Origin of the sequence: Streptomyces sp. NPDC101393, assembly GCF_044767385.1 — a bacterium.
In the GTDB taxonomy this organism is placed as follows: Bacteria; Actinomycetota; Actinomycetes; order Streptomycetales; family Streptomycetaceae; genus Streptomyces.
In genome coordinates, this window is the sequence record NZ_JBIWNU010000003.1 from 547,850 (window position 1) to 565,348 (window position 17,499).

Genomic DNA, 17,499 nt, shown 5'->3' on the forward strand with positions numbered 1-17,499 from the left:
AGAGTAGCGGCCGAGCAGAGAGTGGCGACCAAGGGCGCCAGGCGGGTGCGCCGGGCATCAGGCCTGCCTCGGGCACCGCGGGCACCGCACTGAGGGCCGCCGCGCCGCGGGCACTGCACCGCACGCGGCCACCGCACCGCGGGCCGGGCACCGCGCCGCGGACAGCCGCACCGCGCCCGCCCTGCCTCGCGACCCCGCCACCACCTCCGGCGCCCCCGGCCCGCCGATCCCGGCGCCGGCTCGCCCCGGCCGGCGCCGCGCCCCCGGTCGCACGCCGGCGCCGCGCCCCCGGCTGCACGCCGGTGCCGTCCCGGTTCCCGGATTTCTGAATCAGTCGTGTCGCAAAACGGTCCCTGTTGTGCCGCTGTGTGGTACCCGGGGCCGTTTTCCTCCGGGGGCACATGGAGAATGGCGAATGAACGTACGAAGACCGAGAGGGTCTTCACAGAAGGAGATTCCATCGGGGGAGATCGCATGCGGAAGATCATGGCCATCGCCCTGACCGCGGTGGTGTGCAGTGCCTCGCTGGCGTTGACCACGGCCTCAGAGGCGGCGGCCGCCGCTCCGGCGCAGCAGTGCGTCAAGGTGCGGAAGTACTTCGACAAGGACCACCAGCGCTATGTGCGACTGACGAATCTGTGCGCCGCGCGGCCCTCGTGCTTCACCATCGTCATCCCGCACCGCAAGGACCCGCACGGACGGCTCGCCAAGGGCGCGACGAAGGATGTCCGCTACGGCAAGACGTCCGGCCCACGGGCGTTGTACGTCAAGAACACCTCCTGCTGAGGCCTTGCCGAGCCCCCGCCGAGCCCTCCCCTGCCGCATCCCTACTGAGGCCCGCTGAACGGGCCGGCGGGCAACGCGAGCCCGGTCATTCCCGCAGGGCGACGCCGTCCAGGACCATCGACACGTACTGCCGGGCGATCTCTTCCGGGCTGTGGTGTCCGCCCGGCCGGTACCAGCTCGCCGCGACCCAGACGGTGTCGCGGAGGAAGCGGTAGGTGAGCCGGATGTCGAGGTCGGCGCGGAAGATTCCGGCGGCGACTCCCCGCTCCAGCGTGCCCAGCCAGGCCTTTTCGAACCGACGCTGGGAGTCGGTGAGATACCCGAAGCGGGGCAGCGCGGAGAGGTGCACGGCCTCCTTCTGGTAGATCGCGACGGCGGCGCGGTGCCGGTCGATCTCCCGGAAGGACTCCGTGACCAGGGCCTCGATGGTCTCCCGGGGGCCGAGCCGAGCGGCCAGCACGGCGTCGTAGCCGTCCCACAGCTCGGTCAGGAAGGTGGACAGGATCTCGTCCACCATCGATTCCTTCGAGTCGAAGTGGTAGTAGAGGCTGCCCGCGAGCATGCCGGCCTCGTCCGCGATACGGCGGACGGTGGTGGCGTTGTAGCCCTGGGCGGCGAAGACCTCTGCCGCCGTGTTCAGCAGTTCGCGGCGGCGCTCCGGGGACGCACTCGCCTGCGTCGTCGCCTTCTTGGCGCTGGCCTTCTGGGCGCTGGGCTTCTTGGCGGTTGGCTTCTTGGCGGTTGGCACCCGGACATTGTCGCTCCCCCGACGGACTCCACCCCCGCCCCGGCAGGCCCCGGACGGCATCCGTGCATCGCCGACGTCGGGGTATATGTTTCACGAGTAAAACATCTGCTAACCTTCCCCTGTGGGGAAACACGCCAAACCTTCAGGAAAGGGCAGACCTGCCGGCGAAACCGGAGAGACCGGGGAAAGAGGGACCACCGCGTTCGCCGGCGCGGTGCGCGCCCGTCCGCTGCCCCTCCGGAGCACCGTGCGGCTGCGCCGTCCCGTCGACATCTGGCACAAGCCGGCACTCAGCGCCGTCGTCGCCCTCGGGATCCCCGATGTGACCCTGCTCCTCCTGGACCGGCTGGATCTGATCCTCTACACCTCGGCCGGAGCGATGTGCGCCCTGTACGCGCATGGCCTTCCGTACGCCGCCCGCGCCCGCACCCTGCCGTGGGTGATGCTCGGGATGGTCGCCGGTCTCGGTGTCGCGCTGACCGCCGCGTCGCTGACGACCTCGACCGTGCTGCTCGTCGTCCTCGCCTCGTTGCTCGCCGCGGTGCACAAGATCGTCTGCGACGCGACGCGCATCGGCCCGCCCGGGAACCTCATCCTGACGTTCATCGCGGCGTCGGCGTTCTTCGTGCCCCAGCAGATCGGGCAGGTCCCGTTGCACCTCGCGCTCACCCTCGGCACCGGAGCGCTCGCCTGGCTGGTGTGCATGGCGCCGTCGCTGGTCAGTCCGCAGGGTCCGGAACGGATCGCCACCGCCCGCGCGCTGGAGGCCGCAGCCGGTCTGCTGCGTGCGGAGGCAGAGGCGGAGGCAGAGGCAGAGGCAGAGGCAGAGGCCGACGGTGCCGAACCGGCCGGGATCGCACAGGCTGGGGTCGCACAAGCGCGGATCGCACAGGCACGGCACACGGCGGCGGCTGCCGTGAACGCCGCATGGCACACGCTGTTCCTGGTCCCGGCCCGCACCCCGGAGAAGGCGACGGCGCGCGGCGGCCTCGAACGGCTCCTCGTACGCGCCGAATCGGCGTGGGGCGGGACCGGCCCCGGTGGCGAAAGGGAAACCGGTCAGGGCGCCGGTGCCGAGGCAGAGCAGCTCACCGGGTGGGCACGTGAGCTGCGATGCGGACGCGCGCTTCCCGAGGTCACGCTCTCCGTCGCCCAGGCCGACGAACTCGCCGGCATCGCGGTGGAGGCGGCCGCCACGGAGTCAGCGAGTACGGAGACGGCACATACCGGGACGGAGAGCGCCGGGGCCTGGAACGTCGGGACAGCGAGCGTCGGGACCGTGAGCTCCGAGGGAGTGGGTGCAGAGGCAGCGGGCGCGAGGTCTTCAGGGCACCAAGTCGTTTGCGGTGCAGGGGTGTTGAGGCGGCCCGCGCCGGGCGGGCCGCGGGGGCTGCGGGCGTTGCGGGCCCGGCTCGCGCCCGGCTCGCCGCTGCTGCCCATAGGCGCGCGGGTCGCCGTGGGGTGTGTGCTGGCGGGCTGGGCGTCGATGGCGGTCGGCGTCGGGCACCCGTACTGGGCGGTGGTGACCGCGGCCTCGATCTACCAGGCCAACACCACGCTCTCCTGGCAGCGTGCCCTGCAGCGCACGCTCGGCAATCTGCTCGGCCTGGTGCTGTTCGGCGCACTGCTGCCGCTGATCCATACCGGCCCGGTCGCGATGGTGGGCCTCGCGTTGGCCTTCCAGCTCGGCGCGGAGGCCTGGATCACCCGGAATTACTGGCTGGGCTCGGTATGCGTGACGCCGATGGCGCTGCTGCTCACCGCGTTCGGCACCCACCTGCCGGCCCGGACCCTGATCGCCGACCGCTGGATCGACACCGTGGTGGGCGCGGCCGTGGGCATGGCCTGCTGTGTGCTGGTCACCAACCGGCGGGCCACCGACCGTATCCACATCGCCCTGGAGCGGGTGGTGGCTGCCGAGTCCGCGGCGCACCGGCTCCTCGCGGCCGGGCCGGCGCCCGGCGCCGAGGGCGTGCGGGAGACCGGCTGGGCCCGCGACCGGCTGGCCGGGGGCCTGGTCGAGCTGCGCGAGGCGGTCGATGTCGCGGCCGGCGAATGGTGGCAGCGGGCGCTCCCGGAGGAGCGGATCGCGCTGGCCGAGCAGCGGGGGCACCGCGCCCTGTCGGGCCTGGTCGGCAGCGGGGTGACGTCCGCTCCTGCCGCCTGACCCCGGCGCGGACCAGGCCCGGAGCGCGGGCACAATTGGGGCCTACGGCAGTGTGGCCGAGAGGAGTGTGCGGGTGACCGAGGACATCGTCGCCGGGGTGCTGCGGCAGTGGCAGCAGGTGCTTCCCGGGCTGGACACCGGCCCGATGGCGGTGATCGGGCGGCTCAACCGCTGTTCGGCGCTGCTGCAGCAGGCGGCCGACGCCCCGCTGCGCCGGGCCGGGCTCACCCGCCCCGAGTTCGACATCCTCGGCACGCTACGCCGGATGGACCGCGAGCTGACCCCCGGCCGGGTCGCCCGGGAGACCTTCGCGTCCGGGGCCGCGGTGACCAAACGGGTACGGCAGCTGGAGGAGCGCGGGCTGATCGCTCGCCGGCCCGATGACCGCGACCGCCGGGTGGCACATCTGTCGCTCACGGACGAGGGCCGCGAGACGATCGACCGTCTGCTGCCGGAGCAACTGGCGTACGAGGCGGCCCTGCTCGACGGCATCGGCGACCAGCGGCAGGACGAACTCTCCACCGCGCTGGGTGAGTTGCTGGTGGTTCTGGAGGGACGGCTCGGCAGCCTGATGGACTGAGCACGGCGGTCCGGCGGGGCAGGCCGGCCCCCCGGGGCTGCCGGACGGACCCGGACCGGGCGGGAGGGCGGCGCCGTCGTGGGCGATGCGCCCTCATCCGACCCGTCGGACCCGTCCGACCCGTCCGGCGCTCAACCGATCCCCCAGCGCTCAACCGCCGCTCATTCCTTGGGGAACGGCTCGTCGCTCCAGCGGAACCACGCCGCGTCGTCCTCGATGTGCAGCAGGAACTCCGCCACCGGGCCCGCCGGGGCCACCAGGCGTACGCCCTCACTGGCCCGCGCGTAGGCGCTCTCCCAGGCCTCGATGTCGTCGTCAATGGTGTCGACGAGTGCGAGCTCGCGGGCGAAGTGCGGCCGCAGTTCCGCGAAGGCGGGGCCGGGCGCGAACCGCCCGTTCAGCCAGGGCCAGTCCGCTTCGGTGACGGTGATCTCACCGACCACTTCCGCGCCCCGCTCCACCCGCCAGGTCTCGCCGATGAACGGCATTGCCGCCTCCCCTTGTCGTGCGGTGACACGCGTGGCCGCCCCTGCGGCGGTGCGGGGCGGACGGTACGCGTGACGGTCGCTCGACAGGATCGCAGACGGCCGGCGGTGGCCGGTGGGACTTCGGCCAGGCCGGCGGCCCGCTCCCGTCAGGGTTCCAGACGGGCGATCCGGCCCCGTTCGCCGGCCGCCCAGCACCCCAGGTCGGGCGCGCAGTCGACGGTGTCGTACGAGCCGGTGCCGACGGTGTGCCAGGTGCGCCCGCCGTCGGCCGTCACATCGGTGCCGGTCGGGCCGACGGCCAGCGCGGCGCGGCGTGAGTACGGGAGCCAGGCGACGCCGGAGCGGTACTCCTTCGGGGGCGCGGCGGCCGCGGTCCAGGTCGCGCCGCCGTCGCCGCTGACCGCCCCGGCCCGCGGTGACGGCAGACCGGGCCGGAAGTCGCCGCCGACGGCGAGGCCGTGGGCGCGGTCGCGGAAGGCGAGCGCGAACACCCCGCGGGCCGGGTCGCCCGCCGGGACGGGCGTGTCGGTGACCGTCCAGGTACGGCCGCGGTCGGCGGTGTGCAGGACGCGGGAGGCGGCGGCGCCGCCGGTGGCGATCCAGGCGTCGTGGCTGCCGGCGGAGACCAGGCACTGGCCGGAGGCGGCGAACGCGGCCTCTCCCGGCTGCGCCGCCGGCATGCCGTCCGAGGGCAGCACCCGCCAACTGCGGCCGCCGTCCCCGGTGGACAGGATGCGGTAGCGGCCGTCGACCGGGTCGCTGAGCGCGATGCCGTGCCGGCGGTCGAAGAAGGTCAGGCAGTCGTAGAAGGCCCGCGGGTCGGTGTTGCGGAAGCTCTCGGTCCAGGTGGTGCCGCCGTCGTCGGTGCGGAAGACCCGCGAGGCCGTGCCCTCGCCGATCGCGAGGACGACGGCGTGGCGCGCGTCGGGCGCCTCGATGTCACGGAACTCCAGCGTCCGGGCGCCCGGTGGCGAGACATCGCTCCAGTGCCTGCCGCCGTCGCGGGTGCGCAGCACGGTGCCTTCGGTGCCGGCGGTCCAGGCGGTGGTCCGGCTGACGGCCGCCAGCCCGCGGAAGCGGGCGGTGCTGCCGCTGGGTTTGAGATGCCATCCGGCGTGCGGGAGGGAGGCGGCCGAGGGCGTGGCCGACGGTGCGCCGGGCGCCGGCCGGGCGCCGGCCGACGCGCTCACCGCCGCGCCGAGTGCGGCGACGGCGACCGTGACGGACGCCCAGCGCGCGGCCCGGCGCCGGAGCACGGGCCGCCCGGCCCGTCCCTGGCCGCCCCGGTCCGGCAGCCGCCCCTTACCGTCCGCCCCGCCGCGTCCGTACGCCCCGCGTCGCGCGCTCCGCACCCGCCCCACCCCGCTCAACTCCCGTGCGCCACACGCCCCTTGGGCACCTGGTATCGCGCAGGTCCCGCCGGGCGTCATTGCGCTGGAAGCTAGCCCAGCCCACCCCCGCAGTCCAGCCCCACCTGACCGGCCGGACCCGCCGGCCCGGCTCACGCAGTCCGGCCCGCGCACCCCCTCCAGGCCGTACGGAACGGCTGGATCAGGGGCGCGCGGGCCGGGCGGGTCGGTCAGGGGTGCTCAGCCGCGGCAGAGCAGGAATCCCATCACCTCGTGGAGCGCCGCCTCCGGGTCGGCCACCGGGCCCTCGGCCCGCCATGCCACGAATCCGTCCGGGCGGACGAGGACCGCGCCGCCGGGGTTCGTCCCGTGGATCTCGGCCCAGTCGCCGGCGCCGTCCGCCGGGGCCAGGTCGTCGTCCGGCCGGGTGCCGACGCGGTAGGCCTCGAGCGGTACGTTCCACCGTGCGGCGGCGCGCTCCGCGGCCGGCTGCCACACCGCGCCCTCGGCGTCGGTGAGCAGGACGAAGGACCGCTCGTAGAGGTCCAGCGTCGACAGCCGGACACCGGCGCGGTGCAGCCACATGTGCGGGGCACGGGTGCCCGGCTCGCCCGTCAGCCGCATCCGTTCGGGGACCACCGGCAGTTCGGGATCGGCGTCGACGACGGCGCCCTCCGGGTAGCAGTAGCCGAGGGCGACGGTGAGCACGCCGCTCTGCCGGCCGCCTCCGGTGGGGGCGTCGTATCCCGGGTGGCTGTGCTCGGCGGAGCGGGCCGAGGCGCGGGCGCTGGTCACACGGGCCACCGGCCGCCGCTCCGCCTCGTACGTCTCCAGCAGGGCGGGGCCGGCGGAGCCGTTGATGACGGCGGCGAGTTTCCAGGCGAGGTTGTGGGCGTCCTGGATGCCGGTGTTGGAGCCGAACGCCCCGGTGGGGGACATCTCGTGGGCGGAGTCGCCGGCCAGGAAGACGCGGCCCGCAGCGTATCGATCGGCGACGCGTTCCGCGGCGTGCCAGGGGGCCTTGCCGGTGATCTCGATGTCCATGCCGGGTACGCCGGTCGCCCGCCGGATGTGCTCGATGCAGCGGGTGTCGGTGAAGTCCTCCAGCGTTTCGCCCCGGTCGGGGTGCCAGGGGGCGTGGAAGACCCACTGCTCGCGGTTGTCGACCGGAAGCAGGGCGCCGTCGGCCTCCGGGTTGGTCAGGTAGCAGGCGATGAAGCGGCGGTCGCCCACCGCGTCGGCCAGCGCCGGTGCCCGGAAGGTGATGCTGACGTTGTGGAACAGGTCGCCAGGTCCGCTGCGGCCGATGCCGAGCTCCTCGCGCACGGGGCTGCGGGGGCCGTCGGCCGCGATGAGGTAGTCGGCGCGCACGGTGATGTGCTCGCCGGTCTCCCGGTCCTTCACGAGGGCGCCGACGCCGTCCCGGTCCTGGTCGAAGGACATCAGTTCGTGGGAGAAGCGCAGGTCACCGCCCAGTTCGCGGGCGCAGTGCAGCAGTACGGGCTCCAGGTCGTTCTGGCTGCACAGGCACCACCCGGCGGGGCTGAAGCGGGCCAGCCCGCCGCCCGGATCGATCTCCTTGAACAGCCACTCCTGGTCGTCGCCGGTGAGCGATCCGGCCTGCAGGATGCCGTGGTTGTCCGCCAGGACCGAGGCGGCCTCGCGGATCTGCGACTCGACCCCGGCCACCCGGAAGAGCTCCATGGTGCGGACGTTGTTGCCGCGACCGCGGGGGTGGCGGGAGGTGTCGGAGTGCTTTTCGACCAGCATGTGCGCGATGCCCAGGCGCCCCAGGAACAGCGAGGCGGACAGGCCCACCAGGGACCCGCCGACGATCAGTACCGGGACCCTGACTTCGGCCTGTGAATTCATGGCGTGCTCCAGCTCGAGCGGTGCGTACGGAAGGGGCACGTACGAGATGGAGTTTCCATGCCCGGCCCGGGCCGGCTTCGATCATGGTTCACCCGCATGGCCCAGAGAAATCGCGCCCCCTGCGGGTCTAGACCACGATCGGATCCGGGACGGCACCCCTCCGATTCCGGAGCCGGCCGCCCGACCACGGCGGGTCAGTCACTCGGATTGCACCGGCCACTGACGACGCACCAAAGGTGCCACCCCGGCCCGAAGGAGATGCGTAGAGGATGACAACGGTCTCGGAACGAATATCCCAGTCCGCTTTCGACGGCTCCAGAATCCGGGTCGTTCTTCTGCTGGACCTTCAAGACGGCGCCCAGAAGCGCTTCCTCGAAGCGTACGAGCAGCTGCGCAACCAGGTCGCGTCCGTGCCGGGCCACATCACCGACCAGCTGTGCCAGTCCATCGAGAACCCCTCGCAGTGGCTGATCACCAGCGAGTGGGAGAGCGCGCCGCCGTTCCTGGCCTGGGTCAACAGCGAGGAACACGTCGAGATGGTGCAGCCGTTGCACGGCTGCGTACGCGACACCCGGTCCCTCCGGTTCAGCGTGCTGCGGGAGACGTCGAACATCGCGTCGGCCACCCCCGAGCCCCCGAAGGGCAATCTCCAGGCCTCCCCCCGCGTCGGTGACGGAGTGGTGCGGCACGCACTGACCTTCACCGTCAAGCCCGGCAGCGAGTCGATGGTCGCCGAGATCCTGGCCGGCTACACCTCGCCGCAGTCGCAGGTCGACGACACCACCCGGCTGCGCCGCACCTCGCTCTTCATGCACGGCAACCGCGTCGTGCGCGCCGTGGAGGTGCAGGGCGACCTCGTCGCCGCGCTGCGCCATGTCTCCCGCCAGCCCGAGATCAGGGCGGTCGAGGAGGCCATCAACCCGTATCTGGAGCAGGACCGGGATCTCAGCGACCCGGATTCCGCGCGGGTGTTCTTCACCCGGGCCGCGCTTCCGGCGGTGCACCACGTGGCGGCCGGCGGCCCCGGACAGGGCGACGTACGGCGGCACGCGTTGTTCTACCCCGCCAAGGAGGGCTGCGGCATGGCGCTGGCCCGGTTGCTGGCGCGGCAGGACGAGCTGGCGGCGGACGACCCCCGCAGCCCGATCAGCGGCAGCACGGTCTTCCAGCGCGACGATGTCGTGGTCCGGCTCGTCGACCTCCGCGTCCCCCTGGAGAGCGAGCCCGTGTTCGCGCTCGGGGTACGCGGCCCGCGCAAGCTCGCCGTTCTGCGGCGGCTGCTCGACTCCGATGCGGCGGGTGGTCTGACGACCGACCGCGAGCTGGCCCACTTCCTCGCGCGCGCCGACATGGACCTGATCACCGACCGCCGGGCACCGGATTCCGACCACACGTGAGCCCCGCCCCGGCGTCACCGATCCCCCGATCCCCGTCGGTACCCCGCACTTGGAGGAACAGTCATGACCACGCACCGCCCACGCATCGTGGACCTCAGCGAGACCCAGCCCAACCGCCGCCGCGGAGGTGATCTGCGCGCCATGCTGACGCCCAGCGCGGTGGGTGCCACGAGCGGCTTCATGGGCATGGCACTCGTCCAGCCCGGGGAGCGCATCGGCGAGCACTACCACCCGTACTCCGAGGAGTTCGTGTACGTCGTCAACGGCGCACTGGAGGTGGATCTCGACGGAGTGGCGCACCCGATGCGCCCGGACCAGGGCCTGCTGATCCCCCCTCATGTCCGCCACCGCTTCCGCAACGTCGGGGACGTCGAGGCCCGCATGGTGTTCCATCTGGGCCCGCTCGCCCCGCGGCCGGAGCTCGGCCACGTGGACACCGAGGGCACGGACGACGCCGCGCAGGCGGGGCCCCCTGAACGAACGGAGCCGGTGTCATGACTCTGCGCGTGGCAGTCACCGGCATCGGCATCGTCGCACCCGGCGGGGTGGGCGTGCCCGCCTTCTGGGACCTGCTGTCCGCCGGTCGTACGGCGACCCGGGGGATCACCCTCTTCGACCCGGAGGGGTTCCGCTCCCGTATCGCCGCCGAGTGCGACTTCGATCCCGCGGCGCACGGCCTGAGCCAGGAACAGGTGGACCGCTCGGACCGCTACATCCAGTTCGCGCTGGTCGCCGCCGAGGAGGCACTGCGCGATTCCGGCCTGGACACGGAGGCGGAGGACCCCTGGCGTATCGGGGTGTCCCTGGGAACCGCGGTCGGTGGCACCACGCGCCTGGAGAAGGACTACGTCGCCGTCAGCGGCTCCGGGCAGCGGTGGGATGTGGATCACCGGCCGGCCGGGCGGCATCTGCAGCGGGCGTTCTCGCCCAGCTCGCTGGCGTCGGCCGTGGCGGAGCAGATCGGTGCCCATGGTCCGGTGCAGACCGTTTCGACGGGGTGCACCTCGGGCCTGGACGCGATCGGGTACGCGTTCCACTCGATCGAGGAGGGCCGGGTCGATGTGTGCGTCGCCGGCGCTTCGGACTCGCCGATCTCCCCCATCACCGTGGCCTGTTTCGACGCGATCAAGGCGACGTCGGCGAACAACGACGACCCGGCCCACGCGTCGAGGCCGTTCGACGCCCATCGCGACGGGTTCGTCATGGGCGAGGGGGGTGCCGTGCTCGTGCTGGAGGAGCTGGAGCACGCCCGCGCCCGGGGTGCGACCGTGCACTGTGAGATCCGCGGCTACGCCACGTTCGGCAACGCCTACCACATGACCGGTCTCACCCAGGAAGGCCTGGAGATGGCCGAGGCCATCAACCGCTCCCTCGGCCACGCCCGGGTCGACGCCTCGCAGATCGACTACGTCAACGCACACGGTTCGGGCACCCAGCAGAACGACCGGCACGAGACCGCGGCGGTCAAGCGGTCGCTGGGCGAGCACGCGTACAAGGTGCCGATGAGTTCGATCAAATCGATGGTGGGCCATTCGCTGGGTGCGATCGGGGCGATCGAGATCGTCGCGTGCATCCTGGCGCTCGCCCATCAAGTGGTGCCACCGACGGCCAACTACGAGACGCCGGACCCCGATTGTGACCTCGACTACGTCCCGCGGACGGCGCGTGCGCTGCCGCTCAGGTCGGTGCTGTCGGTGGGTAGCGGGTTCGGCGGTTTCCAGTCAGCGGTCGTCCTGACCAGACCGGGTGGGAGGGCACGATGAGCCCCCTGAAAGAACGTCGTTCCGTCGTCACGGGCATCGGAGTCATCGCCCCCAACGGGGTGAACTGCGAGGCCTTTTGGAAGGCGACCAAGGAAGGCATCAGCGTCCTGGACGTGGTGACGCGCGAGGGGTGTCAGAACCTGCCCCTGCGCGTGGCGGGCGAGGTCCGCGGTTTCGACCCGGGCGCGCTGATCGAGGAACGGTTCCTCGTCCAGACCGACCGGTTCACGCACTTCGCCATGGCGGCGGCCAACCTCGCGCTGGACGACGCCGGTATGGGCCGGGCCGACTACAACGGCTCACCGTTCGCGGTGGGCGTCATGACGGCGGCCGGGTCGGGCGGTGGCGAGTTCGGGCAGCGGGAGCTGCAACGGCTGTGGGGCCAGGGGTCCCGCTACGTCGGCCCGTACCAGTCCATCGCCTGGTTCTACGCGGCCAGCACCGGCCAGATCTCGATCCGCGGCGGCTTCAAGGGGCCGTGCGGGGTGGTGGCCAGTGACGAGGCGGGCGGCCTGGACGCGCTCGCGCATGCGAGCCGGACGATCACGCGCGGCACCGACGCCGTCGTGGTCGGTGCCGCGGAGGCACCGCTGGCGCCCTACTCGGTCGTCTGCCAGCTGGGGTACGAGGACCTCAGCACCTGCGACGATCCGGCCCGCGCCTACCGCCCCTTCACCCGTGGTGCCTGCGGCTTCGCGCCCGCCGAGGGCGGAGCGATGCTGGTGGTCGAGGAGGAGGAGGCGGCACGCGAGCGCGGGGCACGGGTGCGCGCCGTGGTCGCCGGGCACTCCGCGACCTTCACCGGGGCCTCCCGGTGGGAGGAGTCCCGGGAGGGGCTGGCCCACGCCATCCGGGGCGCGCTCGATGACGCGCGGTGTGCCCCCGAGGAGATCGACGTGGTGTTCGCCGACGCGCTCGGCGTACCGGCGGCGGACCGTGCCGAGGCGCTGGCGATCGCCGATGTCCTGGGCGGGCGTGCCACGCCTGTCCCGGTGACCGCGCCGAAGACCGGCACCGGCCGGGCGTACTGCGGTGCGCCGGTCCTGGACACGGCGGCGGCGGTGCTCTCCATGGAGAACGCCGTCATTCCGCCCACTCCCAATGTCGTCGACGTGTGCCATGACCTCGATCTGGTGACCGGCTGGGCCCGCCCGGCCGAGTTGCGGACGGCGCTGGTGCTGAGCCGAGGACTCATGGGGTCGAACGCGGCGCTCGTGCTGCGGCGCGGCACCGAGACCCCCTCGTGAGAAGGAGAGACCCCTCATGACTGTTCAACCCGCTCAACTGACCATCGACGAGCTGGCCTCGCTGATGAAATCGGCCGCCGGCGTCACCGTGGACCCGAAGGAAATGGCGAGCCGGCCGGACGCGACGTTCGCCGACTTCGGTCTCGATTCGCTCGGCCTCCTCGGGATCGTGGGCGAGCTGGAGAACCGGCACGGCCGCTCGATGCCGGATGACGCGGAGCGCTGCAAGACGCCACGCGACTTCATCGACCTCACCAACACCGCACTCGCGACAGGAGCTTGACATGCCCGGCCACACCGAGAACGACATCACCATCGCGGCCCCGCTCGACCTGGTCTGGAAGATGACCAACGACCTGGAGAACTGGCCGCAGTTGTTCAGCGAGTACGCGTCGGTCGAGGTGCTCTCCCGGGAGGGCGAGAAGACGACCTTCCGGCTGACGATGCACCCGGACGACAACGGCACGGTCTGGAGCTGGGTCTCGGAGCGGGTGACCGACCGCCAGGGGCTCACCGTGAAGGCCCGGCGGGTGGAGACCGGCCCGTTCGAGCACATGGACATCCACTGGCGGTACGCGGACACCCCGGGCGGTACGGCGATGTTCTGGACCCAGGACTTCGCGATGAAGCCCGAGGCCCCGGTCGACGACGCGGGCATGACCGCCCACATCAACCGCAACTCGCGCGTCCAGATGGAACTCATCCGGGACAAGATCGAACAGCGCGACCGCGAGCTCCGGTCCGCCCCCGTCACCCCCAACTGACGGCCCCGTCCGCGGCAACGAAAGGGATCTCCCGCATGCACCACGCTCTGATCGTCGCCCGGATGGCTCCGGAGTCGGCCACGGACATCGCCGAGGTGTTCAGCGCCTCCGACCGCACGGACCTGCCGCACCTGGTGGGTGTGACCCGGCGGAGCCTCTTCCAGTTCGGGGACGTGTATCTGCACCTCATCGAATCCGAGCGCCCGCCGGGGCCGGAGATCGCCAAGGTGACGGAGCACCCCGAGTTCCGTGCCATCAGCGACAAGCTGTCCGCGTTCGTCAGTCCGTACGACCCGGAGACCTGGCGCGGGCCCAAGGACGCGATGGCCCGCCAGTTCTACAGCTGGGAGCGGGACGGCAACCGCTGAGCGGTCCGCACGACAGGGCGCCCGCCGGGGATCTCCCCGGCGGGCGCCCACGCGTGTGGCCGCTCAGCGGTCCTCGGTCACGCGGGGACGGTGCATTCGAAGGCGTGCAGGTAGGCGTTGACCGGCATGATGTCGCCGACGACCAGCCCGGCCGCGGTCATCCGGCTGATCAGGCTCTCCTTGGTGTGCTTGGCCCCGCCGACGTTCAGGAGCAGCAGCAGGTCCATGGCGGTGGTGAACTTCATCGAGGGGCTGTCGTCGACGAGGTTCTCAATGATCACAACCCGGGCGCCGGGCCGGGCGGCCCGCATGACGTTGCGCAGCGTCCTGCGCGTGCTGTCGTCGTCCCATTCCAGGATGTTCTTGATGATGTAGACGTCCGCCTGTACGGGGATGTCGTCGCGGCAGTCGCCGGGGATGATCGCCACGCGATCGGCGAGCGCACCGCCGTCCAGCAGCCGCGGGTCCGCCTTGGCCACGACGGTGGGCAGGTCGAGCAGGGTGCCCTCGATACCGGGATGCTTCTCCAGCAGGCCGGCGAGGACGTGTCCCTGACCGCCGCCGATGTCCACGACGGAGGACACTCCGGTGAGGTCGAGGAGGTCGGCGACGTCCTGCGCCGACTGCCGGCTCGATGTGGTCATGGCCCGGTTGAAGATCTGGGCGGAGTCCCGGGCGTCCTGGTGGAGATAGTCGAAGAAGCCCTTGCCGTAGAGGTCGTCGAAGACGCTGCGGCCGGAGCGCACGGCGTCGTCCAGCCGCGGCCAGGCCTCCCAGGTCCACGGTTCGGTGCACCACAGGGCGATGTACCGCAGGCTGTCGGGGGCGTCGTCGCGCAGCAGCCGGGACATGTCGGTGTGCTCGAACTTCCCGCCCTCGGTCTCGGCGAAGACGCCGTAGCAGGAGAGCGCGCGGAGCAGGCGTTGCAGGGGGCGTGGTTCGGTGTTCACCGCGATGGCGAGTTCGTCGGCGGTGACGGGCTTGTCGCCCAGGGCGTCGGCCACGCCGAGTCTGGCCGCGGCGCGTACGGCCGCGGCGCAGGCGGCGCCGAAGACGAGTTCGCGCAGTTGCATGGCCGGCTGGGGGGTGGAACTCACGGTGGTCATTCCGTCTCGTTTCTCCTGGTGAGGGTACGCACGCCGGTCAGCACTTGCCGGCATTCACCGATGTCCGGCAGACGTTGCGGACGAATCGGTTGCCCTTGCCGGTGTCCCGGTTGGCCAGGTCGGCCGGCTTGTTGCGGACGACCACGTTGTCGCTGATGACATTGCGTTCGTTGAGCGCGTTCACGAAGCTGTGGAAGAGGACGACGCCCCCCGAGAGCGGGGACTTGCCGACGTTGTCGCGGATCAGATTGGCCTGGACGAGGGTGTCCTCGGCGCCGGTGAGGACGATCCCCGAGCCCTGCAGGAAGGGCAGCCGCTTGGTCGCGGGGCAGTACTTGTTGTTCTTGGAGACGTCGTTGTGGCGCACCGTCAGGGCTCCGGCCCGGGGGCGCGATTCGTCGCCCACGATGAACACTCCGCCGCAGTTGCCGGTGACGACGTTGTAATCGAGCGTCAGGTGGCGGGCGCGCCGGACGGTGATACCGATCCGGTTCTGGGAGAGCCGGTTGCCGCTGAGCACGGTGCCCCGGGTGTCGATGGCGCCGCCCTCCTCGTCGACGGTGTTCGCGACCATGAGGCCGGAGTCACCGCTCCCGGTGACGGTGTTGTCCCGGAAGACGGCCCGGGTGGACTTCTCCTGCGCGAGGCCCCATACGCCGTTGTCGCGCGCGGCCACCTCGCGCACGCTCAGCCGGTCGGTCTCCGAGGCCCACAGGCCGTTCTTCTTGAAGCCCTTCAGGGTCAGGGAGCGTACGGCGACGTTCTTGAGGCGGTGGCCCGCGCTGCCGAGGACGCAGATGCCGTTGCCGCTGGTGGCGCAGGAGTTCTGGGCGGCCCGGGTGCCGGCCGGCGGCAGGATCACGGTCCTCCGGCCGGCTCCGGTCAGGGTCAGGCCCGACTTCTTGATCAGGACGCTTTCCCGGTAGGTGCCGGGGGCGACGTAGAGGGTGTCCCCCGGTCCGGCCGCGTCCACGGCCTTTTGGATCGACTCCCCCGGGTGGACGACGTGTTTGTCCGCGGCGCCGCTGGACGGTGCCGCGGCAAGCCCTGTGACCAGGGCTGTTCCGAGGCACAGCACGGCCTTCAGCTCTCGTTTCATGAGGCGAAGCTATGGGCGATCGCCGGCGCTCGCCACATGTGGTAACCCGATGACGACGCTGAGTGCACGGCGCAGCTTTCCGGCGCGGCTCCCGGACCGCCGTCAGGCCCGCGTCACACCGGGTTCGGTGGCCGGTCCGGGTCGCTGCCCGGCTGGGCGCCGGACGGCTCGGGTTCGGCGGCCGGGGCATCGGCCGGCCCGTCCGGCACCGCCTCCGCCAGGAGCATCGCGAGGCTTGCCGGCAGCAACCACGGGCGGAGACGGGGATCGGTCATGGCAGGCCAACGCCGCGAGGAGGCCGGACGACACCCGGTGCGGCCGGTAAATCGTCCTTTCGGCCGAGCGGGTGTGGCCGGCCGGGCGACCCGGCGCCCGCGCCGCACCCGTCTCGCTCCCCTCCCTTGTCTCACCCATCTCCCCCGCCTCCCCGGGCACAAGGACCACAACCTCACCGCCATCAGAGCGTCGTGACACAGCTCACGCAGGATGCCGATGCACTGGCGTCCCGCCCCGTCCGTCCTACTCGGCGTAGAGGCAGAGGATCCGCACCGAACGCAAGGGAACCGGCGATGTCCACCGTCATCGACCAAGCCGTCCAGGCCCGTCTCATCGCGACGGCGCCGCGCTCGCGCACGATTCCGGCGGCCCTGCGCTACGACCGCGCCGATCCGTACGCGGTGCGGGTGGTGTTCCCGCCGGCCGCCTCCCTCGACGGGGCCGAGGTGGAGTGGACGTTCGGCCGCGAACTCCTGCAGGAGGGGCTGCGGCAGTCGTCCGGCGCGGGCGATGTGACGGTCCGGCCCCACGACCCCGACACGACCGTGATCGAGTTCCACACCGCCGACGGGACCGCGAGGGTGCACTTCGACGCGCGGGACCTGCTGCGCTTCCTGGCGTGCAGCTACGGGCTGGTGGCCAGGGGCGGCGAGGGCCGGCACCTGGACGTGGACGGCGACCTCGCCGCGCTGCTGCGCGAGGCGTAGCCGTCGAGCCCCGCCCCTCGCTACCCGCGGCCCGTGGCGCCCGGCGGCTCCGCGGTGCCGAACAGCTGCGCCAGGTGCAGATCGAGGAGCCGTAGCGCCCCTTCCGGGCTGTGCACCTCCAGCAGGACGTAGGAGGCCAGGCCGTCGACGAGGCTGATCAGCAGCATCGCCTCGTCCTCGGTGGCGCGCTCCGGGGCGAGTTCGCCGCGTTCGGCGGCCCGCCGCAGCTGGTCGGCGAAGAAGGCCCGCAGCTTGGGCGTGCCGTCCCTGGCCTCGGCGCGCAGCGCCTCGTCGTGCACGGCGCGGGCGAAGTAGGCGGCGCCGACGAGCGTCCCGATGCGGCTCTTCTCGTCCAGCGGCAGCAGGCCCGCCAGGCAGGCGCGCAGGATGACGCGCGGTGAGGGCTCCTCGGCCAGTGTCTCGATGCGCTCGCGGATCCGCTGCTCGGCGAGCGCGCTGATGCGCCTCAGGGCGAAGGCGAGCATCTCGTCCTTGGTGCGGAAGTAGTGCTGGAGCCGGCCGAGCGAGATTCCGGCCTCGGCGGCCACCTCGCGCAGGCTCGCGCCGTCCAGGCCGCGGGTGCTCGCGATCCGCCAGAGCGCCTGGGAGATCTCCTCGCGCCTGGCTTCGTGGTCCACCTTCTTGGGCATCGGCGGCCGCTCCTTCACTGTGCCGAGGGGCTTCCGCCGGGCGGTCACCACCGCTGTGCTGAGGGGCTCCCGTCGAGGCGGCAACCGTTTTACAAGTCGCTTGTACCGTTATAACGTACAGGCATTCAATAC

19 protein-coding genes are annotated in these 17,499 nt (G+C 72.0%); 11 read left to right on the forward strand and 8 right to left on the reverse strand.

The window, feature by feature from the left end:
• Positions 1-474: 474 nt before the first annotated feature.
• Positions 475-786 (forward strand): hypothetical protein, encoded by a 312-nt coding sequence (locus tag ACIRQ7_RS12245; RefSeq protein WP_404261979.1) that lies wholly within the window; start codon positions 475-477, stop codon positions 784-786.
• Positions 787-871: 85 nt separating this feature from the next.
• Here ACIRQ7_RS12245 and ACIRQ7_RS12250 read toward each other — a convergent pair whose 3' ends face one another.
• Positions 872-1,534: a TetR family transcriptional regulator gene (locus ACIRQ7_RS12250; RefSeq protein ID WP_404261981.1), complete on the reverse strand. Its 663-nt coding sequence runs from the start codon at positions 1,532-1,534 to the stop codon at positions 872-874.
• A gap of 247 nt (positions 1,535-1,781) precedes the next feature.
• Here ACIRQ7_RS12250 and ACIRQ7_RS12255 point away from each other — a divergent pair, with 247 nt between their 5' ends.
• A complete protein-coding gene (locus ACIRQ7_RS12255; RefSeq protein ID WP_404261982.1) occupies positions 1,782-3,701 on the forward strand; it encodes an FUSC family protein in 1,920 nt (639 codons plus the stop codon).
• A 73-nt stretch (positions 3,702-3,774) separates the two neighbouring features.
• A complete protein-coding gene (locus ACIRQ7_RS12260) occupies positions 3,775-4,281 on the forward strand; it encodes a MarR family winged helix-turn-helix transcriptional regulator (RefSeq protein ID WP_404261983.1) in 507 nt (168 codons plus the stop codon).
• Between the two features lie 161 nt (positions 4,282-4,442).
• Here ACIRQ7_RS12260 and ACIRQ7_RS12265 read toward each other — a convergent pair whose 3' ends face one another.
• The 3 genes from ACIRQ7_RS12265 to ACIRQ7_RS12275 form a co-directional block, all read right to left on the reverse strand.
• Positions 4,443-4,769 (reverse strand): hypothetical protein, encoded by a 327-nt coding sequence (locus ACIRQ7_RS12265; RefSeq protein WP_404261985.1) that lies wholly within the window; start codon positions 4,767-4,769, stop codon positions 4,443-4,445.
• A 146-nt stretch (positions 4,770-4,915) separates the two neighbouring features.
• Entirely contained in the window at positions 4,916-5,959 is a 1,044-nt protein-coding gene (locus tag ACIRQ7_RS12270; RefSeq protein ID WP_404262309.1) for a WD40/YVTN/BNR-like repeat-containing protein, read from the reverse strand.
• A gap of 399 nt (positions 5,960-6,358) precedes the next feature.
• Positions 6,359-7,990, reverse strand: coding sequence for an FAD-dependent oxidoreductase (locus ACIRQ7_RS12275; protein ID WP_404261987.1), 1,632 nt, complete (start codon positions 7,988-7,990; stop codon positions 6,359-6,361).
• 269 nt (positions 7,991-8,259) lie between these two features.
• On the opposite strand from ACIRQ7_RS12275, the gene ACIRQ7_RS12280 reads away from it, so the two are divergent.
• The 7 genes from ACIRQ7_RS12280 (at position 8,260) to ACIRQ7_RS12310 (ending at position 13,529) form a co-directional block, all read left to right on the forward strand.
• A complete protein-coding gene (locus ACIRQ7_RS12280; RefSeq protein ID WP_401466964.1) occupies positions 8,260-9,387 on the forward strand; it encodes a SchA/CurD-like domain-containing protein in 1,128 nt (375 codons plus the stop codon).
• A 63-nt stretch (positions 9,388-9,450) separates the two neighbouring features.
• On the forward strand, positions 9,451-9,885 hold the full coding sequence (locus ACIRQ7_RS12285; RefSeq protein ID WP_401466967.1) for a cupin domain-containing protein: 435 nt from the start codon (positions 9,451-9,453) through the stop codon (positions 9,883-9,885).
• Complete coding sequence (locus ACIRQ7_RS12290; protein WP_401466970.1) at positions 9,882-11,150, forward strand: beta-ketoacyl-[acyl-carrier-protein] synthase family protein; 1,269 nt, start codon at positions 9,882-9,884, stop codon at positions 11,148-11,150. The genes ACIRQ7_RS12285 and ACIRQ7_RS12290 overlap by 4 nt, the downstream gene beginning before the upstream one ends.
• Positions 11,147-12,397, forward strand: a complete 1,251-nt coding sequence (locus ACIRQ7_RS12295) for a ketosynthase chain-length factor (protein ID WP_404261989.1) — start codon at positions 11,147-11,149, stop codon at positions 12,395-12,397. The genes ACIRQ7_RS12290 and ACIRQ7_RS12295 overlap by 4 nt, the downstream gene beginning before the upstream one ends.
• Positions 12,398-12,413: 16 nt before the next feature.
• Positions 12,414-12,680, forward strand: coding sequence for an acyl carrier protein (locus ACIRQ7_RS12300; protein ID WP_401466976.1), 267 nt, complete (start codon positions 12,414-12,416; stop codon positions 12,678-12,680).
• 1 nt (position 12,681) lies between these two features.
• The gene (locus ACIRQ7_RS12305; RefSeq protein WP_404261992.1) at positions 12,682-13,161 is read left to right on the forward strand and encodes an SRPBCC family protein; all 480 of its coding nucleotides are present in this window, start codon (positions 12,682-12,684) and stop codon (positions 13,159-13,161) included.
• Between the two features lie 35 nt (positions 13,162-13,196).
• Complete coding sequence (locus tag ACIRQ7_RS12310) at positions 13,197-13,529, forward strand: TcmI family type II polyketide cyclase (protein ID WP_401466982.1); 333 nt, start codon at positions 13,197-13,199, stop codon at positions 13,527-13,529.
• A gap of 77 nt (positions 13,530-13,606) precedes the next feature.
• Here ACIRQ7_RS12310 and ACIRQ7_RS12315 read toward each other — a convergent pair whose 3' ends face one another.
• The 3 genes from ACIRQ7_RS12315 to ACIRQ7_RS12325 form a co-directional block, all read right to left on the reverse strand.
• Entirely contained in the window at positions 13,607-14,635 is a 1,029-nt protein-coding gene (locus ACIRQ7_RS12315; RefSeq protein WP_404261994.1) for a methyltransferase, read from the reverse strand.
• A 37-nt stretch (positions 14,636-14,672) separates the two neighbouring features.
• Positions 14,673-15,734 (reverse strand): nitrous oxide reductase family maturation protein NosD, encoded by a 1,062-nt coding sequence (locus ACIRQ7_RS12320; RefSeq protein WP_404261996.1) that lies wholly within the window; start codon positions 15,732-15,734, stop codon positions 14,673-14,675.
• 113 nt (positions 15,735-15,847) lie between these two features.
• Positions 15,848-16,009, reverse strand: a complete 162-nt coding sequence (locus ACIRQ7_RS12325; RefSeq protein ID WP_404261998.1) for a hypothetical protein — start codon at positions 16,007-16,009, stop codon at positions 15,848-15,850.
• Positions 16,010-16,303: 294 nt separating this feature from the next.
• Here ACIRQ7_RS12325 and ACIRQ7_RS12330 point away from each other — a divergent pair, with 294 nt between their 5' ends.
• On the forward strand, positions 16,304-16,717 hold the full coding sequence (locus ACIRQ7_RS12330; RefSeq protein WP_404261999.1) for an SsgA family sporulation/cell division regulator: 414 nt from the start codon (positions 16,304-16,306) through the stop codon (positions 16,715-16,717).
• Between the two features lie 20 nt (positions 16,718-16,737).
• On the opposite strand, the gene ACIRQ7_RS12335 is transcribed toward ACIRQ7_RS12330, so the two are convergent.
• Complete coding sequence (locus tag ACIRQ7_RS12335; protein ID WP_404262001.1) at positions 16,738-17,367, reverse strand: TetR/AcrR family transcriptional regulator; 630 nt, start codon at positions 17,365-17,367, stop codon at positions 16,738-16,740.
• Between the last annotated feature and the right edge of the window lie 132 nt (positions 17,368-17,499).